We start from the raw sequence: 25,612 nt of genomic DNA on the forward strand, positions 1-25,612 counted from the left end.
ACAGCATGCCATTTGCACAAATCAATTTGATTGAAGGGCGCACGGAAGAGCAAAAACGTGCGGTGATTGAGAAGGTGACTCAGGCCTTGGTTGAGGCTGTGGGTGCACCGATTGAAGCGGTGCGGGTTCAGATTATTGAAGTACCCAGCACCAATTGGGGCATTGCAGGCGTGTCTGCAAAAGACCGGGGGCGATAAGCCAGTGAGATAAACCGTTCGCATTCCAGCTGCACATAAAAACCACAGCAGCTTTTCATTTGCCAAACAGAGAAGGCAGGAGACATTGTGAATATTCAGTATTCAGGGGCGCCTTTGCGCCTAAAAAAATCAACAATTGGCTTGGCACTGCTTGCAGTGGTCGGTGCTGCGTTGTTGAACGCTTGTGCTGATAGCACGGTTCAATCTGGCAGCAATTCAGCGCAACCCCCAAAAACTGTTGAACGTTTTGAGGTTATTCAAACCTTGAGCGCTTCCGGCACGACCGTGTTGGGTGGTACGCAAACCGGTGTTGTGACTGTGTCTACCGACGCTGGTAATACGTGGAGCCGCAAGCAGGTATCGGACACCGCATCGTTCATTGATTCGACATTTTGCCCCGATGGCAGCGCTGCCATGCTGGATGTGTACAACACGGTGTGGATCTCATCAGGCGATTTTAAAGATTGGCTGCCTACCAAATTCGACAAGCCCTCTAGCCCGGTGGCAATAGAGTGCCACAGCAGTGGTTTGTGGGTGGTCGGTTCTGGTTCCAACCTGATCAACTCCACTGACCAGGGCAAGAGCTGGCGCGTTGTCAGCTTCGATGAAGATGCACAGTTCACGGCACTGGCTTTTACCAGTGATACCCATGGAATTGCTTTTGGTGAGTTCGGCATGCTGGCGTTTACCGATGACGGGGGCCAAACCTGGAAGCGCGGTGAACCGATTGCCGGAGATTTCTACACTTACGACGCTTTGTTCACTGACCCGTCTACTGGTTATGCCAGTGGCCTGGCTGGTCAGGTCTTGAAAACTACAGATGGTGGGGAAACTTGGGCGCGAGTGGTGAACACCACCGATGCACCGCTGTATCGCCTGTTTATGCATGCAGATGTGCCGCACGGTGTGGGTGCCAATGGCACGCTGGCGAAGCTAGAAGGTGATCGCTGGGTGAGCGTGGCCTATGACCGCCCAGTGTTGTCTTTCCTTGGCGCTGCTGTGTCAGGTAATCAATCTATTGTTGTGGGCGGCCCGGGCGGTCTGCTTCGCACTGTTCAAAGTTCCAACTCCAGTCAGGCGGACCCATCATGATCAAGTCATTCGCCGATCGTTTGATCGCACAAATTATTCGCGCCGAGGAGTGGTTGTTTGCCAACCCGAAAATTGTGTTGGGCATGATCATGCTGGTGACTTTGGGTTTTGCGGCTGCCATTCCGCAGCTGAAGGTTTATTCCGATTTCTCGGACTTGTTACCGCAAAACCACCCCTATATCAAAACCTACAACCAACTGAAAGAAAACTTCGGTGGCGCCAACATGGTGGTGATGGCGGTGGAGGTGAAAGAGGGCACGATTTTCAACAACGATACCTTGAAGTTGATTGAAAAAGCGACTCAAGGTGTGGACAACCTGCCGAGTGTGAACCACAACCTGGTCAGCAGCTTGACTCACCGTTCTTCTCGAAAAATTTATCTGGATGAAACCGGTGCCTTTCTTTCCGACACGTTTTACGACAGCAATAACGGCGAGTTAAGTGATACCCAACTGAAACAATTGCAGAAAGACGTGACCGCGAACCCCACCATTTACGGTTTGCTGGTGTCGCCTGATATGAAGGCCGCCTTGATTAAAGCGCAGCTGAACGAAGGTGACATTGATTACGAAAAAACATTCGGTGCGCTGATGCAACTGCGCAGTGAGTTGACCGACGACAAACACAATTTGTACACCACGGGTAACCCTGTGCTAACCGGTTGGGTATACACCTATCTGGATCAATTGGTGGCCATCATGGCCTACACACTCGCTTTGCTCACACTATTGCTGATTGTGTATTTCCGACGTTTCTACGGCATTGCCTTGCCTTTGTTGGGAATCGCTTTGTCATCGATTTGGGGTTTGGGTTTCATGGCCATGGTAGGTATTAACCTTGAGCCGCTGTCACTGCCCATTCCATTTTTGATTGCCGCTCGGGCCACTTCGCATGGTGTGCAGTTGGTGGTGCGTTATTACGAAGAACTGGCTATTGTAAAGAACGGAAAGAAGGCGGCACGCAATGCGCTGGAAGCACTTTTCCGCCCAGGTTCACTGGCGATTATTGTGGATGCCTTGGGTATTGCCGTGCTGGTGCTGGGTGCTGCACCTTTCAACTACAAGCTCGGTATTGCAGCCGGCTTCTGGGGCTTCTCGGTCATTTTTACAGTGCACTTCATGGTGCCACTGGCGCTGACCATTCTTCCCCAACCCAAAAATACCAAAAACGAAAACCAGGGTATTCGTGATGCGTTGGGTAGTATCACCAGCAAAACCGTGGCGCGGTTCAATGGCGCACTCACTGTGTTGATCGCCACCGTGGCATTTTCAGCGGCTGGGCTCTATTACGTCAAAGACGTACAGATGGGTGAATCCGAGCCAGGCTCCCCAATTCTGAATCGTGATCACGACTACAACCTGGGCACCAAGGCCATCAACGACCTATTCCCAGGTTCCGAAGAATTGCATGTGTTGGCACGCACGGCAGAGAAGGGTGGTATCAAGCGCCCTGAAGTGATGGCAGCGATTGAAAAGTTTCAGGCACACATGCTAAGCGACCCTGAGCTTGGTGGCACCAAAGCCATCCCCGGCGTGGTTCGAGTGGTGAACCGATTGTTGCACAACGATGATCCCCGTTGGGCGCAGTTGCCCGACAACGAAGCTGAGGTGGGCGGATTGATGTTCGCCTACCAGGTGTCAAGCCCGATTCCCGGTGCGCTGAAAGAGTTTGTTACGCCCGACGAAAACGAAGCCAATATGGTTTTTTACTACAAAGACCACAAGGCCAGCACCATCAACCGCATTGTGGCTTTGGCTGAAGAAGGCAAGCGCATTGCTGAAGCCGAGGTACCTGGACTGACGATTGAACTGGGTGGCGGCATTATTGGCGTGACAGCCGCAGCCAACCAGGCTTTGCACACCGACCACATGATCATTATTCCCGCTGTGATGATCATGGCGTTCACCTTGGTGATGGTGTACTACCGCTCCGTCCATGCGGGTTGGCTGATGGTGCTACCCATGTTGTTCGCCACGCTGATGACTTATGCCTACATGGGTGCATTCGGGATCGGTATTAGCGTGAATACAGTGCCTGTCATTGCAGTGGGTGTGGGTGTCGGTATCGACTACGCCGTGTACTTCATGGACCGTATTCGTGAAGAAATGCACATTGTAAAAAATATCAAGCAGGCCGTGATCAACGCCGTGGCCTCCACAGGTTATGCCGTCAGCTTCACCGCCGCCACGCTGATCGCGGGTGTGGTGTTGTGGATTTTCATGTCCGATCTCCGATTCCAGTCTGATGCAGCCGTGCTGCTGAGTTTCATGCTGATTGTAAATGCCATCGCCGCCATGTTGATTGTGCCGGCGTGGTGTGTGGTGTTCAAACCGAAGTTTGTAATGGGTGAAGTGCACATAGAAAAGGCACAAGCCGCTGATTTGAAACCGGCGAAAGCCGCCTGAAAAATTATCAAGCAGTAAAACAGCAAAAAAGGAGAAGGGACAACATGAAAAAGATGAGACATAAACCTGCTCTGCGTTCAGCGGTGTTGGCAGCTGCCTTGCTTGGTGCACTACCAGGCATTGCAAAAGCAGCAACGTTTGAAGGCGAGGATTACGAGGTGGACTTGTTCTATGAGAACCACACCGCATTTCGAGGAAAGGACAACACCGATCAAACTGTTGGTATTGCGAAATTTCGCAACACACTGATCGCTGAGGGTGAACGCACGGGAAAGAACGGCTGGCGTTTTAACGGTATTTTTCGCGGCACTTACGACGGTGTTTACCACCTGAATCCTGACCAGTTTGGCAAAACTGCGGGTGGTCCAATCATGCTGGAGAGCACTGCGATTGGAGGATCAGTTCCGCAAGGAGGAGGCCTGGGTTTCACTGCGGTGAACGGCGCGTTTGGTTTGCCAAATAACCAGTTTGTTGATAATTACCCCAACAATCCGAACGAGGGTTTACGTGTCAGTGGAGACCGCTGGCATGGTACCAATGGCGGTGCAGCATTTGGAGTGCCTGTTCGTCCTTGTGATGTGGATCCCCGTGGTTGCGTCGACTTTGGCGGTTACGGTGATTTGACATTTAACGAACTGGCGGCACCTGAATTCAACAGCCGCCTTGACTTTATTCGAGAGGCGTATGCCACCAATACTTTTGCATTGAAAGATGGCACTGACCTGTTTGTTAAAGTAGGGAAGCAGCAGGTAGTGTGGGGTCGTACAGATTTGTTCCGCGTACTGGATGTAATCAACCCAGTTGATTTTTCACGCAACAATATTTACGACGAGTTAGAGGACATTCGCATTCCGATGTGGATTGCTCAGGCTGAGTGGCGCCTTGGTCCGTCAGAAACGATGCAGGATCGCAATCTGCAAGTGGTGTGGAATTTCGATCAGTTCCGCCCTAACAACCTTGGTCAGTGCGGTCAACCTAACGTAATTCTGGATGCAGGTTGTTTGTTCCGCGGTTTGAAAAACCTGTGGGACAACGGCGGCACGGTTGCTAACTTTGCATCAAATGGTATGGGCCAACACTTCGCAACTAACTTTGGTCCTAATCAGATTGGTATTCGAAATGTGGAATTGCCGGACTGGAAGCTGGACAATACACAGCTCGGTTTGAAATACGAAGGAATTACCCAAGAAGGCCTGAGTTTCTCGGTGAATGCATTAACCTACCGTTCTCAATTACCGTCGCTTCGGGGTATTCAAACTGGCGCTGTGAACCCCTTCACAGGTACACCTCAAACCACTGCCAATACGCATCTGATAGCGTTTGACTTCGTCTACCCCCGAGTTAACTTGATCGGTGGCTCACTTGACTTCCAGCTGGAATCCGCAGGCGCTGCAGTTCGCGTTGAAGCCGCAATGACTGAAGGCGAAGAGTTTGCCAACACGCTTCGTCCCCAGCTGTATTCGGAGAACAACGTGTTCCGGGCTGTGGTTGGTGTGGATCGTCCAACCTTCATCGACTGGATCAACCCACGTCGTACTACCTTGATTTCTGGTCAGTTGTTCTTGCAGCACATTCTTGACCATGAAGTAGAGCAAAAGCCACTTGGTCTTGCCGGTATGCCTGATTGGGAAACCAACGCAATCGGAACGCTTTTGATCAAAGCTTTCCTAGCCAATGATCGGATCAGCCCTACGCTGATTATGGCGCACGACGTGCGTGCCAAAGCCACCGCAATCGCACCTTCAGTGGAATGGTTGGTGACTGACAACTTGAAGCTGGTGTTTGGCGCCAATTTCAAGGTGGCAGACAACTCCAAGTACCAATTTGACGACTGTCGTTCTTGTAACCCGTATGCGCCATTTACCCAGTATGCAGGAGATGGCCAAGGTGCGGCACCAGGTTCATTTGGTTTGGGTGGATTCGAGCCCTTGGGTCGATTCCGCGCTGGTCCGATTGGTGCGGCATTTAAAGAAGACGATCTGTTTGTTCAGATGCGTTACAACTTTTAATCAAATAAAACTATAAGACACAACCTTCAAAGGAGAAGAAAGTGAAACCACGCTACCTCGCATTGGCACTCTCGATTTTCGGAATGACTGGTGCAGCATATGCTGCAACTGAAGCCGATTTGCAACGTTCGTTTTTTCCGTACAAAGACGGTGTTCCGAAATTCAATGGGCTTAATCCTGGGAGCGTGGTCTCCAAGGCGAATGTCGAACAGTTTAAAGATGTGCTTGATCCCGGTATGTACATGGTGGTCAAGAATGGTTGGCATGACATCAAGGTTGGTTCAACCACCAGCTTTGATGTGGATAAGTATTATGTCGAGGCGAGCCGCAAGAACTTGGGTAAAACCAAGTTGGGCGCCAACAATGGTGACCTGATCGGGTTTGCTGGCGGTCGGCCTTTTTTGGAGGAGCCTGACTTGAAAGATCCACGTGCAGGCGAAAAACTGGCGTGGAACTACAAGTATGGTATCAACTGGGGTGATGGCGCGGCTATTTATCCCTTCTACTGGAAATTCAGAAATCTGGAAACAGGTCAGATGGAGCGTACGATCAAGTACAACTTCCATTTTTTAAATTTGAAGCATCGTGTACAGCATGCACCGACACCTGAAATTTCTCCCAACCCTTCCAATTTGTTCCGAGCCATTTATGTGAAAGTGCTAGAACCGCAGGACTTGAAAGATACGCAGTTGCTGATTCAACGTTATGACGACGATCAGAAGCTGGACGAAGCCAACTTGTACCTGGGTTTTCAGCGTCGTGTGCGTCGACTGGCCACAGGGCAAACTACGGATTCTTTCTTGGGCTCCGACCTGATGATCGAGGACTTCGAGGGATACAACGGTCGGGTTTCAGACATGACTTGGACCTTCAAGGGCACCAAGAATATCTTGATGCCTTTCTATAATCACAATGAAATGAAACTCACCGATGAGTTCAAGGAATCTGATGGATTCAAATTCATTAATTTTGGCGGTCAGGGCCAGTGTTTCCCTGATATCACTTGGCAGTTGCGTAAGGTACATGTCCTCGAAGCAAAGCCTGTAAGCTCGTCTCACCCAATCGGCAAACGTGTGATGCATGTGGATGCTCAAACCTTTGCCGTGTCGAGAACACTGGTGTACGACCGTAAGAATGAGTTGTGGAAAAGTTGGACAATTGGCAAGAGCCATCCTGATCATCATCATCCAATTAACAAGGGTACAGGTATCGCCATTGACGACAGCTTTAGCATGGTGGATGTGCAAAGCAAGCATTGTACGACTGGTCAGTTCAAAGGCTTGGTGGATCCCAAACTGACTCCTCCCGAAATGATGCGTGTTCAGTACATGCGTGGCGGCAATTGATCACCCCAGTGCTATCCAGATTCCGGTAACGTCTCCCGGATAGACACCTCCACCCGGAGGCTTACAGCCCCTGCCTTGGTAGGGGTTTTTTTTATAACCCAAGTTGGTTGAGGAGTGTTTGATAAGTAGCAGGGCATAAAAAAACCCTGGCCTATTTGAAAGGTCAGGGCAAAAGCAGATACAGACTTTGGTGTTACATATTAACCTTAGTTTGTACCTCCTCGCATTTGCTGTACTGTAAACAGCCTTGGATCAGGTTGTTTTACTTCACCCCGGATCAAGCCCACTGTGCAGTGCTTGCTCTGTACGTCGACCATGCTGAATGAATCAAACAGGGGAACGCCAGTACCCTTGTTGACGGGCAGGTGTTGATCTGGGTGACTCAAGCCAATAGTCCAGATTTTCCACAACTCGCCCTTGCGATCATAAATATTAATTTGTGGAATTGTGAATGTTTGTGCATCGATGTAGAACACTCGCTTGCTAACCGGGTGATTGTCCTTCACTGGTGAACCCTCAACTACATAAACCTTGCGGGGTTGCCATGTGATATCAACAAAACAGTTGCCCTGTCCCGTGGAGGCAACGTATTTGTAACCGTCTGATTCCTTGCCTTCTTCGGCCAGAGGCAACTCATTGTGGTTGTACATGGGCAGAAGGACTGTGGTCGTCTCCTTGTACTTCCAGTTGGTGTCTGAAACCCGAGCGTTGTAGCCCTCAAAATCCTCGATCATCAGGTCGGTACCCAGGAACGGATCGGTTGTTTGACCCGTGGCCAGTCGACGAACTCTACGCTGAAAACCCAAGTATAGGTAAGCGTCATCCAGTTTGTTGTCATCAAGGTAACGCTGGATCAACAGCTGTGTGTCCTTGACGTCTTGAGGCTCAGATACCTTAATATAGAAGCTTCGGAAGAGTTCTGACGGGTTGGGAAGCATCTCGCCAATGGGCTCCTGGCGAACACGGAACTTGTGTTTCTGAACGTTATAGCTGAACTTAATTACGCGTTCCAGTTTTCCATCGTTCATGTTGCGGAACTGGTAGAAGAACGGATCGTATTTGCTGCCGTCACCCGCGCCAAAGTTGTATTTGAAGTTCCAGGCCAGTTTTTCGCCAGCACGCGGGTCGTTCGTCTTGGGTTCTTCGGGAAAAGGCAAACCACCTGCATAGCCTTCAATGTCGCCCAGTTTCGGCCCCAGCTTTGTTTTGTTTAGATTCTTCTTGGTTTCTGCAATATAGCTGGCATGTGGTGCGAAGTTGCTGTGTTTTCCAACTTTGATTTCGTACCAGCCATTTTTGATGGCAAATGCATTGCCCTTGTCGATATACTTTTCAAACTGTGCCAGATTGGTTTTGTTGATGACTGTACCGGGTGTCAGTCCTTGTATGTTGGGAGCACCATTCTTGTAGGGGTTGAATGCTTGATCTACATCGGCTTCGGTTGCTGCATAACTTACAAAAGTTGTTCCCATTAACGCGATGGTAATCGCAATTTTTCTTCGCTTCATGTTATCTCCTCCTTGGTTATATCGGTCTAGATGTTCAGTGCTGCCGTTAGTTTTTCATTGACCAGTTTGAAAGCTGATCCGCTCTTGTTGATCACTCCCTTCATCCAGAAAAAACCATGGACCATGCCGGGAAACATGTAATAGTCAACACAGACACCAGCCTTGCGAAGTGCTGAGGCATAGTCTTCTCCTTCATCAGTAAGTGGGTCGTATTCGGCGGTGATGATGGTAGTCGGGGGGAGGCCATTCAAGTTGGCCTTCAGGGGAGTCATGTAGGGATGTTCAACTTCCTCGCCTGGATTGTTCAGGTAGTGCCCGGCAAACCAGCCCAAGGCTGCGCTGGTCAGCAGGTATCCTTCCTTGAATTTGGTTTTTGAAGGGTAATCACCTGCTGGATTAACCAGTGGATACACCAAAGCTTGATGCTTCAGTGCAGGGCCATTCTCGTCACGGGCGATATGGGCAACTACAGTGGCGATGTTGCCGCCTGCGCTGTCGCCCATCACTGCAATTCGAGATTGGTCTACATTCAAATCCCTGGCGTTGTTGAATACCCAAAGCAGTGCAGCGTAGGCATCCTGATGTGCAGTTGGAAACTTGTATTCAGGTGCTTTCCTGTAACCTACCGATACCACTGCTGCACCTGTGCCTTTGGCAATGCAGCGTGCCACCTTGTCGACCACATCGAGATCACCAAAGACAAAGCCGCCGCCGTGGTAATACATCACGACTGGAGGGTTGGTAGCCGCAGTGGGGTGATAGATACGTACTGGAATCTCGCCATCCTTGACGAGAACTGAATAATCCTTGACCCGGTGTACGTCCTCTACTGGACCTTCCATTTCGATGAATGCGGGCGCAATAGCACGGCATTCTTCGACGCTCATTTGTTCAAAGCTTTTAAAGCCTTGAGCAACCATGTTCGCGAGCAGTTGCTCGACCTGTGGATCGACTGGCATTGATATCTCCTCTTGTTGTAGGTGGCCTTTAGGCAATAACGCAGCCTGTGTAGCCGTTTTTAACTTCTTGTTCACAGCGCTGGGAATAACCTTGGAATCCGCCCAGATAAAGCAGAATGACGCGAGGTTTGCCTGGTACATTAGCGCCGACATACCAGGAGTTCGCCTTGGGGAACAAAGTCTGGTTACCGACCTCGGTCACATGTGTGCTCCACTCGTCTTCAGACTCGATTTTGGCTTCAATGGTTTGAGCACCTTTCGAACGCACATCGTCGATTGCGCGTGATATCCAGTTCACGTGGTATTCGTTACCGAGAACCATGTTGAAAAGCACCGAGGGGCTTCCTGGCCCTGTGGTCATGAACATGTTGGGGAAACCCGCAATCATGATGCCCAGGTAGGTTCTCGGGCCATCTTTCCATTTGTCTTTCAACACTTCGCCGTAGCGGCCGGTGATCTCAATATTGTTCAGGGTGCCAGTCAGAGCGTCGAATCCAGTCGCAGTAATCAGTACATCCAGTTCGTGAAAATCGTCGGTGGTTTGTAGACCCAGCGGTGTGAATTTCACAAACGGTGTTGCTTTAACATCCACCAGCTTCACATGTGGAAGGTTGTAGGTTTCGTAATAATTGGTGTCTGCGCAAAGGCGCTTGGCACCAAACGGATAACCCTTGGGTATCAGCATTTCAGCCACTTTGGGATCGTTGATTTTCTGGCGAATTTTATTGCGAACAAAGTCTGCAACCAGCTTGTTGGACTCTTCGTTTATCAGCAGGTCAGGAAATGACGAATAAAAGCTGATGCCACCAAAATTCCAGCGTGCTTCAAATTCTTTCAAGCGTTCTTCTTCGCTAACCTCTAGTGCGCTCTCTGTTCGGGGGGTTAAGCGCACAATGCCAATTTGAGATTTCCATTCATTCTGGCGCAACTGCTTATAGTTCTCTTTTAATTGCTGACGTTCTTCGTCACTCAGTTCGTAATTCCAGGCTGGAATACTGAAGTTGGGAGTACGTTGGAATACCGTCAGGTGTTTCGCTTGTTTTGCGATGATGGGAATGGCTTGAATTGCCGAAGAGCCAGTGCCGATAATACCCACGCGTTTGCCTGCGAAGTCGTAGCCTTTTTCTGGCCAGTAGGCGGTGTGGAGTTGATCACCTTTGAAGTTGTCAATGCCCTCGATATCAAGCTTCTTGGGTGTGGACAGTGACCCTGTTGCCATGATGACGAACTGACAGTTCACTTTGTCGCCAGTATTGGTTGTGATGTCCCAGCGGGAAGTGGAGTCGTCGAATTTAGCGCTGACAACACGGGTTTCCAACTGGATGTTTTTTCTCAGATCGAATCTGTCGGCCACATGATTCATATAAGCAAGAATTTCGGGTTGCGTGGCGTAGCGCGCCGACCAGTTCCAATCCTGTTGAAGCTCCTCTGAAAAAGAGTAGGAGTACTCAATGCTTTCAATGTCACAACGCGCCCCAGGGTACCTGTTCCAGTACCAGGTACCGCCAATACCCGCACCTGCCTCGTATACCTGCACGGAATAGCCCTTGTTGCGCAAGGTGTGTAAGGCATACAAGCCTGCGAAACCGGCACCTACCACCACTACATCTACTTTGCTTTTAGAACTTGCGTTCATTTGATCTCCTCCAATCAGCTTGAATTTTTTGAGCCCTCTCCAGGCTCTTGGTGTTTTCATCAAATTAAAGGTTTGCGAAGTGGTTTGTCCCCGTTCAAAAGGATGGTTTTTTATCCTCAAGGCTAGGTCTGGAAGTGACAGTGGCTAGGTGTTATTTCCCCGCCCAGGGGCTAGAATCAACCAAAAGATCTAAAATTGAGGAGACAGGTGTGGTGGATTCAAGTCCGCGTAGCAGGTTATTTGAGCTAAAAATTGTCACGCCCAAGCCCAATCGCCTGGCGATTGAGCGCAGCGCATTGTTGCAGCGAATTTTCCGTGACAATGACCCGGCATCTGTAGTCATTTTTCAGGCACCCGCTGGACACGGGAAAACAAGCTTGATGCTTCAAGTCGAGCAACTATGCCGAGAACAAGATTTCTTTACTTGCTGGATTTCGCTGGACGAAAGTGACAATGAAGTTCGACGCCTGATGAGTTACTTTCAGTCGCGTTTAAATTCATATTTTCAATCACTGTCCAGAAATTCACCAGATTCAGGCGAGGCGGAGTTTTTACACGAGGCTGAAAACAGCACGGATTGGGTGATTGAGCAATTTCTGGCGGTGGGCAAGCCTGTGGGTGTTTTTATTGATGACCTGCACACCATCAACAACCCGGCTACACTTCGGTTCATCAAGGATTTGATTCGCAGTTCCCCGGACCGCATTCGGTGGTTCGTTTCAAGCCGCGTTTTACCAGATTTGAATTTATCCAAGTTATTGTTGGGTGAGCATATTCTGATCATCAATGCGGATGAATTGAGGTTCTCAAAAGAGGAGACCCGCAAGGTATTTGAGGTGGAAAACGACCTTGATATGTCGCAGCAAGACGTGGAGGCAATTTATAAGGACACAGAAGGTTGGCCCGCAGTGGTTCAGTTTTATCGGCTTGCGCTTCAGTCTGAAGCATTCAGAAGTTCTTTTAGTCGGCAAAACAGATTTTATCCTCGGGGCGTAACAGACTACCTGGCAGAGCATGTGTTATCTCAGCAAGATGAGATCTTGCGCAGTTTCCTGCTGAGAACTTCCATTCTTTCCACTATGAGTTCTCATTTGTGTGATGCTGTTCTTGAGCGCAATGATTCCTGTGATGTGCTGGCCAAGTTGGAGCGCGAAGGATTTTTCGTTAGAAGACTGGAGTCAGCAGAGGATTGGTTTAGCTACCACGCATTATTCTCAGGATTCCTGAGGGGGCAGTTTTATCGGTTCCCGCAAGAAGAAACCTCCCGGATTCATTTGCGAGCTGCTAATTGGTATCGCGACAATAATCACCTTGAGGAGGCTCTTCATCATTATGTGGCGGCCCGATCTTTTGAGGATGCTGTCGATGTATTCGACCAGTGGACGGAAACCCTGGTGCCCGATGGGCATTTGATTACAGTTGACAACTGGTTTGATCGCTTGCCACTCGATGAGATGTTGAAAAGGCCTGGTGTGGTGGTGAAGCTTTCCTGGGTATTTATGTTTTTGAGTCGTCACGAGAAGTTGGCGAAAACGCTACCCAGCCTGCGGGTGAACCTGTTTCAGGATCTGAGGGTTGGTGATCCGGCGGTAGCGCTTGCTTTGATTTCGATATTGCAGGACGAACCAGAGAACGCGATGGATTATTTAATGTCGGTTGATTTACACGAGCCGTCGAATCATCGTTTCAGGATTTTCGAGTTAAGCGCGGTTTACAACATACGTGGTTATATCTCCATGGCAAAAGGTCAGTTCGACACTGCACTGGCCTGTTTTGCCTACAGCCGAACGCTAAGCGAGCAAGCTGATGCAACCTTTACTCTGGCATATTCGCTGGCCAAATCCGGGTTAAGCCTGATGTTCCAAGGACACCTGCAGGATGCCTTGGTACATCTTGAGTCATCGATGCGTGAACCAGTGCTACACCTGGAAGAATCAGTGTCCAAAGCTTGCCTGGCTTGTAGTTACATCGCGGTACTTTACGAATGCGACGCGCTGGATGAAGCGTTGGCGCAGTTTGAACAGTTTGAGGAAATTATTGAAAATGCCGCCATTCATGATTACTTGATTATCTGTTACCGGGCTGTGTCAAGAATCTATCAGCGCATTGGGCAGTATGAAAAGGCCCTAAAAATATTGACCGATGGAGAACGTCTAGCACTGTCGGGGCGTTGGCCAAGAGCTGCTGTGATGATGGGACATGAACGGGTAAGGTTTGAATTGCTGCATGGTAGTTTGACCAATGCGCAACTTATCTTTGCTCGCCTAAATCACTCCAAGGTGAGTGACAAGGCTGGGTGGGTACGTTTTTCGGAAGAAATTGATGGTGCCAGAATCAGTCAGATTCGCTTGCTTTATCATGAAGGAAAGCTGGAAGAGGCAATGGGTTTGGCGGAGCAGGCTTTGTTGCAGGCCGGACAGGAGTCTCGTGTGCTACGTCAGATTAAGCTTCACGCATTGGTTTCCTTGTGTCAAGCAAGCTTGGGACATTTGGAGCATGCGCATATAAGCTTGCACAATGCTCTTACTCTTGCTGCCCCTGGGCAATTCCTGGGTGTTTTCCTCGACGAGGGGGAGGCGTTGGATTCGCTGATCTGTCGCCATTTACAGTGGATTCAGTCAAAGCCTCAGTCAGTTAATCATCACCATTTCTTGAATTACCTGAGTCGATTAATCTCGAAGCTGCCTTCTTCCTTGAGTCAGGTTTTGACCACCGACAAGAGATTGATGGATGGCAAGGTAGCAAATCAGTCAGGCTTCGAGATACTGGATGCGCTGACGAGTCGCGAACAGGAGGTATTGAGGTTATTGCTGATGTACAAAACCAACGATCAAATTGCGCAAGATCTCTACGTAAGCAGAGCAACGGTGAAATACCACTTGCGAAATATTTTTTCGAAAATGGGTGTGAAATCTCGTCTTGAAGCAATTCGCCTTGGTCAACTCATTCCAGCGGAATACCTTCTTTCTTCAGACGGTAAGCCAGTTGAGGACGGGTAATGCCCAACACCCGTGCAGCTTGAGACAGGTTGCCTTTGGCCTGTTTCAATGCGGTTTGCATCAGCCGGCGTTCCAAGGTGTCTAGTCCCACATTCTTAGTCAAAATTTCGTTGCACAAGTCATCAATTGGGCGCGTTTCAACTGGTGCCAATTCGCCTTGCGCATTAAGCTGCGATTTTTCTTTGCAGGGCTCGATGCGGTCATCAAACAAGTGGCAGGCCTCCACATACCCCCCGTCGGGTGCCAGCACCACGGCGCGTTCAATCAGGTTTTCCAGTTCGCGAATATTGCCGGGCCATTCATAGCTCATCATCTCTTGCATGGCTTTGTCGGTCAGCCCTTGCAACTTCTTGTTATAGCTTGCGCAGTACTTGGTCATGAAGCGGTTGATCAGTGGCGAAATATCGGCTTGGCGTTCGCGCAGCGGCGGAATTTTGATGGGGAAGGTGTTCAGCCTGTAGTACAAATCAATACGGAATTTGTTTTCGCGTATGGCTTGTTGCAGCTCCACATTGGTGGCAGCGACAATTCGTACATTTACCTTTTGTACCCGTTCAGAGCCCAACCTTTCGAATTCACCAGTTTGTAGCACGCGCAGTAATTTCACCTGGGTTGACAAGGGCAGGTCGCCTACTTCATCAAGAAACAGGGTGCCGTGGTCGGCACGTTCGAAGCGGCCTGCGCGCGGGGTGTGTGCACCCGTGTAAGCGCCTTTTTCCACACCGAACAACTCAGCTTCAATCAATTCATGGGGAATGGCCGCGCAGTTTACGGCCAGAAACGGACCTTTAGCGCGCGGGCTGTTGTCGTGTAACCAGCGGGCAAACATTTCCTTGCCAACGCCGGTTTCGCCCAGCAGCAATACGGTAATACTGCCCTGTGCTGCACGCTGCAGCAATTCGAATGCATTCATAAAGGCAGGAGATACGCCCACCAAATCGTCATTGCTGCGTCGGCGAACCAGGGCTGTGTCCAGCTTCTCTGCGCCCATGTGGTATTCAATCAATTCTTCGGCAAACGCTTGGGCTTTGAAATATTCCTCGTACTCGGGGTCGTTCCAGGCTTCTGCACTTTGGCCGATGATCAGGCACTGTGAATCGCCCTGGCTCATGCATTCCATCTCGCGAAACAGCACCAGTCTGCCCATGAAGGCACTGGTGTAGCCGGAGGCATAGCCAATCATGGTCCAACAGGCTGGCTCATCGCCTTGGCCATAGTCGGCCACGTGAGCCTCGTCTTCCCACGAGTTCTTCCAGACAAATTCACCGTAAAAGTGTTTGGTTGGCAAATTAATTTCCATGCTGAGCTTTTCAACCTGCACCATGCCTTCCAGTGTGTGCAGTTGAGGGCCTAGCATGAAAGCTTCTTCAACTGAACCGCCAGGGCGTTTGTGCTTCAAGGCCACTTGTCCATCCCGAATGCCCGAGGCGAAACCCAGGCGGATCAGCAGGCCGCGCGCGCGTTTTAGGCCCAGGGTTTCAAACAATTCTTTGCGGAGCGCGCCTAGTGCGCGGGCATGCATCAATAGCATGCGTTGCTCGTCCAGCCAGATGTGGCCGGAGGGCAGATTGAATTTCAACAGGGATTGCAGGTCGGTCACAGTATTCATGTCTCCAATGTGCCTTTGGCTTTTTTCTTTTGATTATGCCTTGTTTTTCAGCCAAACAATGTAAAAAAGCCCAAGCGGGTTGACTACCCCGTTTGGGCTTTTCAAGGCCGCAAGAACGGCCCACCGAAAGCAGTCTGTTGCTTAGGTGAATACGCCCAAAAAGTTCTCGTTGAGCTTTCTGTCGTGGTAGAAAATCGCCCGGCCAAGGTCGTCGCTTGTCCACGTAATTATTGGCTTGTCCGGGTAGTGAATGTAACCTCCCGCAAACACCTCGTTGCGGTTGCCCGAGGGGTCGAAGAAGTAAATCGTTTCACCACGGGTGATACCATGGCGTGTGGGCCCAAGGTCGAGTGACACTTTCTTCTTGGAAATAATATCCGCAGCTTTCAGTACCTCGCCCCAGTTGTCCAGAATAAACGAGGCATGGTGAAACGCCCCTTTCATGGGCTGCCGAATGAAGGCCACATCGTGCGGTTTGGTGGAACAACTCAAGAATACACTGATGCGGAAGTCGTGGTTGTCTTCAGCCACCACTTGTTCAGTGATGTCGAAGCCAAGCACTTCGGTGAACAGTTTCACCACGCCATCCAGATCATCGCCGTACAGCAGGCAATGGTCAAAGCGGGAGGGGCCCATGCCCTTCAGGTCATCTGGCCAGGGGTCAGGGTTCACCAGTGGCAGGCAGTTACCCACTTTATTTTTCTCGGCCAGCAATTCCATCGTGTGGCCAGTGGTTGTAGTGAAGCGGAAGCGCTCACCAGTTTCCAGATGCTCGCCAGCAGGTATCCAGCAGCAGTCGGTGGCAAGGCCACTTTCTTCAACCTTTTTGGACAAGTCTTTCAGAGTTTGAATGCTGTCCACGCGCCAGCCCATATAGTCCATACCGGCCGCGTCAGCCTCACGCAGCACCACACTGTGGTGATCGTGTTCATCCCATGCTTTCAGGTACACGCGACCTTGCTTGTCGCGCCCGGTTTCAAGCAGGCCCAGCACATCGGTGTAGTGCTTCACGGCTGGTTCCAAATCCAGCACCCGAAGCGCCACGTGGCTTGGCCTTAATACGCCTGTCATTGCCATGTTGATCTCCTTATCCCTATGGTTTTATAGCTATGTGTGCATGGGTTGCTTGGCGAAATGCTTTGCAATGCACTTTTCCATTTTTCCGATTGCCGACAGTTCAAGGTCGGTCAGCGGAAAACATCTGCAGGCCAGCACCACACCCTGGGCTTGTTCTTCAGCAGTAACATGCTGTCGACTCATTTTCAGGGTGCGATATTTGCCCGATTCAATCCGGACACGGCATACGCCGCATCCACCTCCACGGCACCCCACCGGGATGCCTTTGCGGTTCAGTTGCTCCATGCCTTTCAGCAGGTTGTCTTCTGAGCTGCAGGTGTACTCTTCCTTTGTGTTCTGAATGGCCACGCGGTGCATGTGTGCAGCCCTCCATCACACGTGTTTGAACAGCGGACTTTTCTTGGCCAATCCCTCTGCATCGGCCGAGGTCAGGAATCGCTCGGTATAAATGTCTCGTTCAAATAATTGGCCTTGCATCAGCGTGGAGATGCACGCTTCGATCATGGGTGGTGGGCCGCACATGTAAGCCTTGTGGCCCCGAAAATCATTGTTGAAGTGCGCCTTCAATGCCTCGTGAACAAAACCTTTTGCACCGGTCCAACTTGCGCTCACATCTGTATCCGAGAGAGCTGGAATGTAGGTGAAGTTGGGGTGTTTGGCCGCCAGCTCCGTGAAGTAGTTGTGGTAGTAAAGTTCAGCCTCATTGCGAGCGCCTTGTACCAGAGTGATGGGTAGTGTGCAGCCGTCATTGAACAGTTCTTCAATCATGGCTTTCGGACTGGAAAGACCTGAACCACCAGCCAGAAAAATCATGGGTAGATTGGCCGATTTGCGGGTGAAAAACCGACCCAGCGGGGCGGTGAATTCCAGTGTGTCGCCAATCTTTAGTTCGTCATGCAGCCAGGTGGTAGCCGCGCCGCCTGGTACTTTTCTAATATGCAATTCAACCAGGTTTGTGCCTGGGGCATTGCCGATTGAAAACGCACGTTCGCCTTGCACGCCTGGTACTTTCAGCATGACGTACTGCCCGGCTTGAAAGTGCACTGGCTCATCGACTTCAAGCCAGATACCGCGAATGGTGGGTGTGAGCATGTCGGCTTTGACCACACGCCCGGCGAAGTCCTGAAGACCAATGAATTGGGCATCGGGATCTTCGTCCACCTCAGCTTCAATCACGGTGTCGCATTCAACGGTTGCGCAGCACGCCAGAATTTTTCGTTCATCGCGTTCAAAGTCCATCAGCGCAAACGGCGAGGCTTCCCCATGTTCGAATTCACCTTCCACCACTTGTACCTTGCAAGTGGCGCACAGGCCATGACCACAGGCGTGGGGTAGCCAAACACCTGCACGAAGGCAGGCGTCCAGCACGGTTTGCCCTTCCTCGATGTCGATTGTTTGACCAATCGGTTCGATGGTGAGTTGATAGCTCATTGCGGGTTCCCCTTTGCGCTTACGCGCCCGAACCAGACAGGCCTGTCAAGCCGGGGGTGGTGAAGCGCAACACCGACTTGTGCGTCAAACCGTTTTCATCCAGCGATTTGCCCAAGTCGGGGGTGAAGTTTTCACGCCCGTGTTTCCACTGAACGGTACTCCAATCAATTTTTGCAAAGTCGGGGTGACTTCCGTATAGCGAAGGCAGTACCTCATTCACCAATGCCCCGAAGGGCATGGCGGGTGGTAGTGGCAAGGCCATGGGTGCACAAAACATCAGGTGGTGTTCCCAGTTCACGAACAACAAGCGGTTGCCGTGAAAGTTCTCTTCAAGATCGCGTACCACGCCGGTGTAGCCCGGCTGCAATGAAACGAGTGCCATGTTGTTCTCCTCCTAGTTGTTGTCAGGCCGCCGGTGCTTCTTTGTGGTCGCGCCCTGTCCATTGCTCCCAGTTCATCTGGTCCTGACTGCCCATGTACTCGCCGTTGTCCTGGCCAGGCACAAGGTTGTAGTACTTCAGAACGTTATCCAATCCTTCGCCACCACAATTACCCTGGAAGATTTGATGCACAGGCAGCCAGCTTTGAACGTACTTCTCGGGCTCGTTCTCGAAAATGTCTTTACAGCCATCCGAGCAGAAGTGGTACTTCATACCGTGGTAGGTTGTTTCCCGCAGGCAGGTGGTTGTGGGGTCATCGGGTTCCGTGAAAATTGTCGGCACTTGGCACAACTGGCACAGCATCGGCAGGCCAGGGTTACTCCAGCGCTTACCTTCTTTTTGAAGGGCGTCCCAATGTTCGAAGCGTGGACGATAGTGCTTGTCGAAAGTGTCGGGGTACTTCTCGCTCAACCACTTCAGTTCGCTTTCTTCGGGTACCCAAGTGTGAAATGCAGCGGCATGGCTGAAGTTGTAGAAAGTAGCCCACACTTCATGGCTCAAACGGTTTTTCTCTTTGCTGGCTACTTCGTGGTACTTGGGCATACGAATACCGTAGCGGCTCAAGTCTTCGAACAGGGCGCCACCGTTTTTCTCGAAATAGGTTTCCCATGCTTCCTGCCAGCTCATCACGCGTTTGGGCAGCATGTAGTCCATCATCATCGACACCAAGGCCAGCAGGCGGTAACCGCGCCAGAACCATTTGTCGATCCACTTTTGAACGATGTCTTTGTTGCCTGGGTCTTGTTCCAACATGAACTTGACCACTTCAAGACCAAGAGTCATGTGGCGTGATTCATCTGATTGGGCGGAAAAGCCGAAAGTAACCGTGGCCATGTCGCCGTTGTAGGCTGCACCGCTCATGAATGGCATGAACAACAGGTTGGTCAATACATACTCGAAGGAAAACGAGATGGCTGTAATGAATTCAAACGGACCTGCAGACTGTGCATCTTCAAAGTAGCTCTTGGGCACGCTGAGGTACCACACGCGGTCGTGCATGTGGCGGAAGTCGTGCAAGCCATTGAAAAATTTGTTGTAGTGGCTGATGGTGTGTACCTGCGTTTGTGCATGGCGCAATTCATCAATTGCCTGCATCTGCGATGCAATTCGTGCGCTAACTCCACGGAAAGAACGACCCACGTGGGCATAGCCACGGTGCGCTGCATATTCCAGTGGTGATACACCTGTGAGGAATAACTTCAATGTGTTGATGTAGCGAGCATCCGTTACATTGAACTGGCCGTTGTTCTGTGCAAAGGCGTCAATGATGGCGTAGAGTTTCTTCTCTTTCTCGCCCTGGAATTTCCAGTACGCGTCCATGGTCAGGCGGAAGGGGTCTTCCCACTTGTCCCAGTCATGGATTTTGATGCCTTCGAACTGGTCGTAAGGGAATACATCGTCCATGGCCTGGTAGGTGGTGTCCCAACCAAGTCCGCGGGTCATCATGCCGTATTTCTCTTTCAGGCCCAGTTTTTTGTTGCCTGTGTTCTTGGGTACTGCGCTCATGTCTCTACTCCTTCAAGTTGAAAGTTCACTGTGGCTAAGTCGCGTTTAAGCGGCCTGGCCCCAGTACAGTTCAAATTCATCCTCTGTTTCATTGATGCTGCCCGAGAGGGAAATCAGGTTCAGGTGAATTTCCTGAAGATCCCAGTCACGCCCCATCAGGTCGGACACGCTTTGGCGCTTGACCACCAAACGGCCGGGCGACTCGATCTTGACCATTGCCGGAAACTCCTCGACTGTGGCTTGCGGGTTGTCTTCTCGAATGGCGGCTACGATATTGCGCGTGTCGTCGTTGGTTACAAATGCGATGAACACCGGCGTTTTTGTGCGTTCGGGGGTAGGCGTGTTCATGCTGGGGCTCCAGGTGTTTTCAAACCGATCTTTTTTGCTCGCACCAGCAGCTCTTCCTTGATCTGCATGAAAATGCTGGCGGCTTCTTCTGCAAACAATGCGGTCATCAAAGGCTGCAAGGCGCGTGTGGTTTCAGTCATCCAGATGTCGAACCAGCGGCTCAGTATTTCCTTGTTCTCTGGTGATTCATCCACTGCGGTTTTGATGGTGGAGTCCACCCAACGCTGGGTTTCGACAAACCATTCCTGCATGAAATTGGTACACATAGAGAAGGTTTGGCCGGCCATTGGGTTCAGGCGGGTCTCAAGATGCTTGTAAAACATGGGATAGACCAAGCCGTCCATCACAAAATTCTGGGCCAGAAAGACTTCAAACCAGTCTTTGGTGACAAACAGGTTTTCCATGCTTCGGCGCAATTCTTGCCATTCGGGGGTGTGCAGCCAGTGTTGTTTACCCACTTCCAGCGAGTCGCCAGTGTTGCCATCGAGTAGCAAACCGAGGCGGCTGACGTATTGCGCCAGGCCCAAGCGGTCCATCGTGTTGTACATGGTGGCTTGTGTAATTGCAGCGCCGTAACCGAAGCTGGTGCAGAAGCAGTTGTTCATGTTTGCGCCCCACTCGTAGTGGCGAAGCGGCAGCACGGCGAAGATCAGATGTTCTTTGTCTTTTTCCGAGAGGTTGAAAAACACACCACGCTTTTCTGCAAACTCAAACTGCTTTTCGGCTGCATCTTGTTGCTTGGCACGGTTCATGGTGTACACGCCGTAGTAATACTGGCGTGGATCTTTGAAGCTGTACCAATCGGCCATTTTGATGGCTGTGCGGGCAGTGTCGTACAGTTCGTACTGTGGGTCCCAGATAGGGCGGTAGTGGAAGTTGGTGTCCGACTGCATGTCGAATGTGGCTTCCTGATACCGTGATGCAGGTTTGTCTGCGCCCAGCCTACGGGCCACATGTGAGAACGTGTTGCGCAGTTGTTTGATGTTCGACGTTTTGATGTCGACTTGCATGATGTCTTCTCCTTTCCTCTATTTATTTGGTTTTTTATTCGCTGACGCCGGCCTGGCCAAACTGCCATTTCAGCCTTTCGTAATCCAGCCAGGCGCATTGTTCGGCGGTTAGCTCAACGGCCTTGTGCTGTTTGCAGAACTCTCGGAACTGCTCAAACTGCATGACCAGTTCCACGCACAGCTCTGGATCGCCAATCGAAAACTCGAACTCGACAAAGCGATTGTTCAAGGTGCCGGTCACACGCACATAGCGTGGAATTGATGCCTCCAGAATTCCGTTCATCTCCGGTGGCGGGGTGTCGCTTTTTGATGTTTTGACTTCTTTGATCATTTGGAACCCTCTTGCTTGATTTCCCTAGTAGAAGGGGCAAGGGATGTGCCAGGTGCTCTAAGTGATTGAAATTATTAGGTAGTAAAAAAATAGAGGGGGAATTCTAAGAAATTTACGGGTGTTGAAAAGATCAATTGCTGCGGTGCAAGTTGATCAAATGATGAAGTTGGACTTGCAAATATTTACGCCTGGGCCGTTTTATGCCGAGTCTTTTTGAGGATCGAGGTTTGTCTAAATTGGTTAACCTTTTTTGGGGTATGCTTAAACGCGAAGCAAATAGATTAGACCGGTTATAAGATCAGCAAACTTAGTCTAATAGGCTGATACCAAGTCATCGTTTAGCCGCAGTTCTAGTTGAACCGATGCTCAGATTAGAACGTTTTTGGATGTTCATCCGGTTTGAGTTACTGGAGCTATGTTGATGTTAAACGACATTATTGGCATGGATCACAAGAGTTACAACCTCGCTGAGAGCACGCATTGACGCCATTTGAAAACTAACTGTGTAGTTTTCTACACAGTTACGTGTACCAAACTTCTAAGGGGTCGGGGGTTCGAACCCCTCCGGGCAGGCCAAGAATTCAGTACCGGTTTACGGTGGCGGTGTTAGCTCAGTTGGTAGAGCAATGGATTGTGATTCCATGGGTCGTGGGTTCGAGCCCCATACATCGCCCCAACAATATCAAGGACTTAGCGTGAGTAATCCGCTAGGTCCTTTTTGTTTTTCGCGACTTTATTCTCGACTGAGAGACATTTTCAGAGGTTGTAGATTTGGCAAACTGCCTTAGAGTCTCTAACTTCCATCAATCGGCTGTGACAAGCCTGTGACAAATTCTGTGACAAATTTTCTGTCACAGACATTTCGTGAGTATCGACCTATCTTTGACACATATTCATCTGTCTCATAAGAAGAAATTCAACTTACTGGCAGTATGTAACAACAAGTAATCTCTGCAACAAAGCTTCCGCTAATCGGCCGATGCAGACTTTATGCATTTACAGACTAAGCGTCCGGTATTGGGCTCTATGCAGACTCCACAGTGATCACAAAAGTCGGGATGATTCAGACCATCTTTGCTAACAATCGAACCGCGAACCTACGTGTGGACGAACGACGCAGTTTCAGCGCTTTCACAGCGCTCAGCCTTCGCTTTTGCCTTGGCAAAGCAAAGGCTAGCGTGCCTGGTTGAGCTTCACTCACTAGGCAGCTTGGCCGCTAGAACATCAACCTTCTCGATGGACGGCGGTGCAGAAAAAAGGCTGCTTGCTTGGGCCATGAGGGCTGCGGCAACCTTGCCAGCGAGATGAGCCTGACGGCCCGCCTCATCGGGAAAGGCGTCAAAAATGCCGAACGTGGAGGGCCCCAGACGAATACCAAACCATGCAGTGGTGGCAGGCTCTTCTTGTACAAGCGGAAGCCCACCCAGTAGGAATTGCTCTACTTCTTTCTCTTTTCCGGCTTTTGCTTCCAAGCGGACGAACAGTGCTACTTTTACCATGGTAAGTCTCCTTTGGTTAGGACTACTGTCCCAACAGGTTTGTTGAAGTCGATCGATTTGAGTCTGTAATTCTTGATTTTCGTAATGCTCCTGTGAGGGTTGAAAGGAATATTGTTACAACATGGTTTGATACCAGAGAGGCTTAGATCTCATTCTTGGCATCACTGGCCAGGCTATCTAGCGCTCGTCGCTGGCAGGGCGCGGACTACTGCGTCTTCTAAATCTGCCTTAATGCAATGAGGCTGCTTCCAGTCTCCTTGGTAGGTGATCTGGTCAACCCCGCCGGGCCCTACACCGCTTGGCACGTAGTCAAGTTTGAGGTTGTTGCGGGTACGCCATGCAATAGCATGGTCAGCGCACGAACTGTCCCCCGATACTCCTACAGCACCTAACAATACGCCCTGATTGTTGTACAAGGCCAATCCTCCTCCAAACACATTGATGCCTCCCATGCGTTGACCAACCAACGGATCATTGGGTTGGCCCCACGCACTTACTGGGCCTTGCATCGCCAAGGCAGGATTCACCGGGTTACTCTCTTGCAGGCCGAACAGGCTACCACCGGGTTGGACGGCGCTGTATAGATTGGCCGTTGCCAAAGCTAGACCTGGCAGGCTGAAGGCATTGGCTGTGTAGGCCTTCTGTGCTGAAATAGCCCGGCTTCCCGGCCACTGGTCACCCAAGCCTTTCCCTGTGAACGCTACCGCACACACGGTTCCACTACGCGACACCACAGTGCCCCACATCTCTAAGTTGAAGCCTGCATTGTTAGCCTTGCGTGCGAGCACAAGCGCATCGTGTAACTGGGCATGGGTGGGCAACGCGGCACATTCTGCGGGAGCAGCTGGCTTGACTGCATGCGCAGGCAAGCTGGTAGAAGTAAGCAACGCAGCTATCATGATGCCAAAGGGGCGGATGTAAATGTTCACAGAATTTCCTTTTAATGAAAAGTGATCATTGCCAGTCTCCCATTTCATATTAATCGTGTATATGGAATAAAAAGGAATTAAGTATTCCTATAAATGAGACAATGAATATAAGGACACTTTCAGATTTTCTGTCATATGCTGAATCCACAAGACCGGCTGAAAATTTTTTGCGTCGCCGCAGAAACCGACAGCTTCCGTGAAGCTGCAATGCTTTTGGGGATGTCGCCTCAAGGAGTAACACGGGCCATACAGGAACTCGAAGCGCACTATGGCGAATTACTTTTTCACCGCACCACTCGCCGGGTGAATATCACCGAATTCGGGGCCGAACTTGCACCACGCGTACGGGCCAGCCTGGAGCAGATGGAAGCTGTCCTCGCTCCTGCATCGCCACAAGCACCCGCTGAACTAGTTGGCCGCGTTCGTATCACAGCGCCTCGCAGCCTTGGCAGGTTACGGGTGCTGCCAGCGCTTAACGAAGTTGCACGTCTTCATCCAGGTATCGTCATCGATATCCGACTTTCTGATGAACTTGCTGATGTTGTTGACGGGCAGATTGATGTCGGTGTTCGTATGGGTCTATTCAAAGACAATCGCTTTGTGGTGCGCAAAGTAGGTTCGGTGGGCTTTGGTGTTTATGGCAGCCATAATCTCATCGAGCGCTATGGCACACCGCAGCAAATCTCCGACCTATCAGCGCTACCAACTACAGGGCTTATTGATCACAGCACGGGCCGACCCTGGAGTTGGTTTTTTAGCAAAGAGCGCCGTATGCTACCCGAGCCTTTTGCGTTTGTAACCGACGACCCTGAGGCAGAGTGCGATGCTGTTCTGTCTGGTGTTGCCTATGGGCAATTGCCAGATTACCTCGCGGAGCAACACGTGAATTCCAAAAGTCTAGTACGCGTGCTGGAGGCCGATGCGTGTGCACCGTGGGATATCTATGTATACAGACCTCAACGAGGACCAGTACCAAAACGGGTGCGCCTAGTGTTTGATGCCATAGTCGATGCATTGAAACAGCACGAAGCTATTTTGACAAAGACGTAGCATACGTGTTTGCCGTGTACAACAGTGATATGTCAAAAGCCGCTCTTTCGAGGCACAGAATTGGCATATGAATCCCACATCATAGAGACACCTCTAGCCGCACAAAAGTAATGACGTGATTTGCATGTAATGACTATCCACAAGGCAAAACGCAAAGAGTTCAATGAGGTCGTTATCCACGAGGGCACGTTCCCCGGGCGCATAAAGAATACGCCCTCTCCTGTAATCCTG

21 protein-coding genes and 1 tRNA gene are annotated in these 25,612 nt (G+C 50.6%); 8 read left to right on the top strand and 14 right to left on the bottom strand.

The window, feature by feature from the left end; genetic code table 11:
* Positions 1 to 5 precede the first annotated feature (5 nt).
* The 5 genes from FCS97_RS06475 to FCS97_RS06495 all read left to right on the top strand — a co-directional run bounded on the left by FCS97_RS06475 (position 6) and on the right by FCS97_RS06495 (position 7,049).
* Positions 6 to 197: a 2-hydroxymuconate tautomerase gene (locus tag FCS97_RS06475; protein WP_105029444.1), complete on the top strand. Its 192-nt coding sequence runs from the start codon at positions 6 to 8 to the stop codon at positions 195 to 197.
* Positions 198 to 284: 87 nt separating this feature from the next.
* Positions 285 to 1,289: a WD40/YVTN/BNR-like repeat-containing protein gene (locus FCS97_RS06480; protein WP_138517582.1), complete on the top strand. Its 1,005-nt coding sequence runs from the start codon at positions 285 to 287 to the stop codon at positions 1,287 to 1,289.
* Complete coding sequence (locus tag FCS97_RS06485) at positions 1,286 to 3,694, top strand: efflux RND transporter permease subunit (RefSeq protein WP_138517583.1); 2,409 nt, start codon at positions 1,286 to 1,288, stop codon at positions 3,692 to 3,694. The genes FCS97_RS06480 and FCS97_RS06485 overlap by 4 nt, the downstream gene beginning before the upstream one ends.
* 44 nt (positions 3,695 to 3,738) lie before the next feature.
* Entirely contained in the window at positions 3,739 to 5,703 is a 1,965-nt protein-coding gene (locus FCS97_RS06490; RefSeq protein ID WP_138517584.1) for a DUF1302 family protein, read from the top strand.
* A 41-nt stretch (positions 5,704 to 5,744) separates the two neighbouring features.
* Positions 5,745 to 7,049, top strand: a complete 1,305-nt coding sequence (locus FCS97_RS06495; protein WP_246065907.1) for a DUF1329 domain-containing protein — start codon at positions 5,745 to 5,747, stop codon at positions 7,047 to 7,049.
* 206 nt (positions 7,050 to 7,255) lie between these two features.
* Here FCS97_RS06495 and FCS97_RS06500 read toward each other — a convergent pair whose 3' ends face one another.
* Genes FCS97_RS06500 through FCS97_RS06510 form a run of 3 tightly spaced genes read right to left on the bottom strand, consistent with a single transcriptional unit; the run spans position 7,256 to position 11,152 of the window.
* Positions 7,256 to 8,557, bottom strand: a complete 1,302-nt coding sequence (locus FCS97_RS06500; protein WP_138517585.1) for a DUF1329 domain-containing protein — start codon at positions 8,555 to 8,557, stop codon at positions 7,256 to 7,258.
* Between the two features lie 26 nt (positions 8,558 to 8,583).
* Positions 8,584 to 9,516, bottom strand: coding sequence for an alpha/beta hydrolase (locus FCS97_RS06505; RefSeq protein ID WP_171035192.1), 933 nt, complete (start codon positions 9,514 to 9,516; stop codon positions 8,584 to 8,586).
* A gap of 28 nt (positions 9,517 to 9,544) precedes the next feature.
* Positions 9,545 to 11,152: a flavin-containing monooxygenase gene (locus FCS97_RS06510; protein ID WP_138517587.1), complete on the bottom strand. Its 1,608-nt coding sequence runs from the start codon at positions 11,150 to 11,152 to the stop codon at positions 9,545 to 9,547.
* A 209-nt stretch (positions 11,153 to 11,361) separates the two neighbouring features.
* Here FCS97_RS06510 and FCS97_RS06515 point away from each other — a divergent pair, with 209 nt between their 5' ends.
* Positions 11,362 to 14,151, top strand: coding sequence for a winged helix-turn-helix domain-containing protein (locus FCS97_RS06515; RefSeq protein ID WP_138517588.1), 2,790 nt, complete (start codon positions 11,362 to 11,364; stop codon positions 14,149 to 14,151).
* Here FCS97_RS06515 and FCS97_RS06520 read toward each other — a convergent pair.
* The 9 genes from FCS97_RS06520 to FCS97_RS06560 form a co-directional block, all read right to left on the bottom strand.
* On the bottom strand, positions 14,096 to 15,760 hold the full coding sequence (locus FCS97_RS06520) for a sigma-54-dependent Fis family transcriptional regulator (RefSeq protein ID WP_138517589.1): 1,665 nt from the start codon (positions 15,758 to 15,760) through the stop codon (positions 14,096 to 14,098). The two genes, FCS97_RS06515 and FCS97_RS06520, sit on opposite strands and share 56 nt — an antisense overlap.
* 141 nt (positions 15,761 to 15,901) lie before the next feature.
* Entirely contained in the window at positions 15,902 to 16,837 is a 936-nt protein-coding gene (locus tag FCS97_RS06525) for a catechol 2,3-dioxygenase (RefSeq protein WP_138517590.1), read from the bottom strand.
* Positions 16,838 to 16,867: 30 nt separating this feature from the next.
* Positions 16,868 to 17,194 carry a 2Fe-2S iron-sulfur cluster-binding protein gene (locus tag FCS97_RS06530; protein ID WP_138517591.1) on the bottom strand — a complete coding sequence of 109 codons (327 nt, stop codon included), beginning with the start codon at positions 17,192 to 17,194 and terminating at the stop codon, positions 16,868 to 16,870.
* A 15-nt stretch (positions 17,195 to 17,209) separates the two neighbouring features.
* Positions 17,210 to 18,268: an NADH:ubiquinone reductase (Na(+)-transporting) subunit F gene (locus tag FCS97_RS06535; protein WP_138517592.1), complete on the bottom strand. Its 1,059-nt coding sequence runs from the start codon at positions 18,266 to 18,268 to the stop codon at positions 17,210 to 17,212.
* 19 nt (positions 18,269 to 18,287) lie between these two features.
* Positions 18,288 to 18,650 (bottom strand): phenol hydroxylase subunit P4, encoded by a 363-nt coding sequence (locus tag FCS97_RS06540; protein ID WP_040513144.1) that lies wholly within the window; start codon positions 18,648 to 18,650, stop codon positions 18,288 to 18,290.
* Between the two features lie 22 nt (positions 18,651 to 18,672).
* The gene (locus FCS97_RS06545) at positions 18,673 to 20,214 is read right to left on the bottom strand and encodes an aromatic/alkene/methane monooxygenase hydroxylase/oxygenase subunit alpha (protein WP_138517593.1); all 1,542 of its coding nucleotides are present in this window, start codon (positions 20,212 to 20,214) and stop codon (positions 18,673 to 18,675) included.
* Positions 20,215 to 20,259: 45 nt separating this feature from the next.
* A complete protein-coding gene (locus FCS97_RS06550) occupies positions 20,260 to 20,562 on the bottom strand; it encodes an MmoB/DmpM family protein (RefSeq protein WP_008250736.1) in 303 nt (100 codons plus the stop codon).
* Positions 20,559 to 21,572: an aromatic/alkene monooxygenase hydroxylase subunit beta gene (locus FCS97_RS06555; protein WP_008250738.1), complete on the bottom strand. Its 1,014-nt coding sequence runs from the start codon at positions 21,570 to 21,572 to the stop codon at positions 20,559 to 20,561. Before FCS97_RS06555 ends, FCS97_RS06550 begins: the two co-directional genes overlap by 4 nt.
* Before the next feature lie 34 nt (positions 21,573 to 21,606).
* Positions 21,607 to 21,903: a phenol hydroxylase subunit gene (locus FCS97_RS06560; RefSeq protein ID WP_008250741.1), complete on the bottom strand. Its 297-nt coding sequence runs from the start codon at positions 21,901 to 21,903 to the stop codon at positions 21,607 to 21,609.
* Positions 21,904 to 22,503: 600 nt separating this feature from the next.
* On the opposite strand from FCS97_RS06560, the gene FCS97_RS06565 reads away from it, so the two are divergent.
* Positions 22,504 to 22,579, top strand: a tRNA-His gene (locus FCS97_RS06565).
* A gap of 517 nt (positions 22,580 to 23,096) precedes the next feature.
* Here the strand turns inward: FCS97_RS06565 and FCS97_RS06570 are convergent.
* Both FCS97_RS06570 and FCS97_RS06575 read right to left on the bottom strand, forming a co-directional pair.
* A complete protein-coding gene (locus tag FCS97_RS06570; RefSeq protein ID WP_138517594.1) occupies positions 23,097 to 23,402 on the bottom strand; it encodes a putative quinol monooxygenase in 306 nt (101 codons plus the stop codon).
* Between the two features lie 173 nt (positions 23,403 to 23,575).
* Positions 23,576 to 24,331: a GlcG/HbpS family heme-binding protein gene (locus tag FCS97_RS06575; RefSeq protein WP_212746439.1), complete on the bottom strand. Its 756-nt coding sequence runs from the start codon at positions 24,329 to 24,331 to the stop codon at positions 23,576 to 23,578.
* 135 nt (positions 24,332 to 24,466) lie between these two features.
* Here FCS97_RS06575 and FCS97_RS06580 point away from each other — a divergent pair, with 135 nt between their 5' ends.
* Positions 24,467 to 25,381, top strand: a complete 915-nt coding sequence (locus FCS97_RS06580) for a LysR family transcriptional regulator (protein ID WP_138517595.1) — start codon at positions 24,467 to 24,469, stop codon at positions 25,379 to 25,381.
* The last annotated feature ends 231 nt before the right edge of the window (positions 25,382 to 25,612 follow it).

Origin of the sequence: Limnobacter alexandrii (assembly GCF_005871185.1) — a bacterium.
In the GTDB taxonomy this organism is placed as follows: Bacteria; Pseudomonadota; Gammaproteobacteria; order Burkholderiales; family Burkholderiaceae_B; genus Limnobacter; species Limnobacter alexandrii.

What these genes read in the sequence shown, in the direction of transcription:
- FCS97_RS06475 (WP_105029444.1), top strand. Translation starts at nt 6, where the DNA reads ATGCCATTTGCACAAATCAATTTGATTGAAGGGCGCACGGAAGAGCAA.
- FCS97_RS06485 (WP_138517583.1), top strand. Translation starts at nt 1,286, where the DNA reads ATGATCAAGTCATTCGCCGATCGTTTGATCGCACAAATTATTCGCGCC.
- FCS97_RS06490 (WP_138517584.1), top strand. Translation starts at nt 3,739, where the DNA reads ATGAAAAAGATGAGACATAAACCTGCTCTGCGTTCAGCGGTGTTGGCA.
- FCS97_RS06500 (WP_138517585.1), bottom strand. Translation starts at nt 8,557, where the DNA reads ATGAAGCGAAGAAAAATTGCGATTACCATCGCGTTAATGGGAACAACT.
- FCS97_RS06505 (WP_171035192.1), bottom strand. Translation starts at nt 9,516, where the DNA reads ATGCCAGTCGATCCACAGGTCGAGCAACTGCTCGCGAACATGGTTGCT.
- FCS97_RS06510 (WP_138517587.1), bottom strand. Translation starts at nt 11,152, where the DNA reads ATGAACGCAAGTTCTAAAAGCAAAGTAGATGTAGTGGTGGTAGGTGCC.
- FCS97_RS06520 (WP_138517589.1), bottom strand. Translation starts at nt 15,760, where the DNA reads ATGAATACTGTGACCGACCTGCAATCCCTGTTGAAATTCAATCTGCCC.
- FCS97_RS06525 (WP_138517590.1), bottom strand. Translation starts at nt 16,837, where the DNA reads ATGGCAATGACAGGCGTATTAAGGCCAAGCCACGTGGCGCTTCGGGTG.
- FCS97_RS06530 (WP_138517591.1), bottom strand. Translation starts at nt 17,194, where the DNA reads ATGCACCGCGTGGCCATTCAGAACACAAAGGAAGAGTACACCTGCAGC.
- FCS97_RS06535 (WP_138517592.1), bottom strand. Translation starts at nt 18,268, where the DNA reads ATGAGCTATCAACTCACCATCGAACCGATTGGTCAAACAATCGACATC.
- FCS97_RS06540 (WP_040513144.1), bottom strand. Translation starts at nt 18,650, where the DNA reads ATGGCACTCGTTTCATTGCAGCCGGGCTACACCGGCGTGGTACGCGAT.
- FCS97_RS06545 (WP_138517593.1), bottom strand. Translation starts at nt 20,214, where the DNA reads ATGAGCGCAGTACCCAAGAACACAGGCAACAAAAAACTGGGCCTGAAA.
- FCS97_RS06550 (WP_008250736.1), bottom strand. Translation starts at nt 20,562, where the DNA reads ATGAACACGCCTACCCCCGAACGCACAAAAACGCCGGTGTTCATCGCA.
- FCS97_RS06555 (WP_008250738.1), bottom strand. Translation starts at nt 21,572, where the DNA reads ATGCAAGTCGACATCAAAACGTCGAACATCAAACAACTGCGCAACACG.
- FCS97_RS06560 (WP_008250741.1), bottom strand. Translation starts at nt 21,903, where the DNA reads ATGATCAAAGAAGTCAAAACATCAAAAAGCGACACCCCGCCACCGGAG.
- FCS97_RS06570 (WP_138517594.1), bottom strand. Translation starts at nt 23,402, where the DNA reads ATGGTAAAAGTAGCACTGTTCGTCCGCTTGGAAGCAAAAGCCGGAAAA.
- FCS97_RS06580 (WP_138517595.1), top strand. Translation starts at nt 24,467, where the DNA reads ATGCTGAATCCACAAGACCGGCTGAAAATTTTTTGCGTCGCCGCAGAA.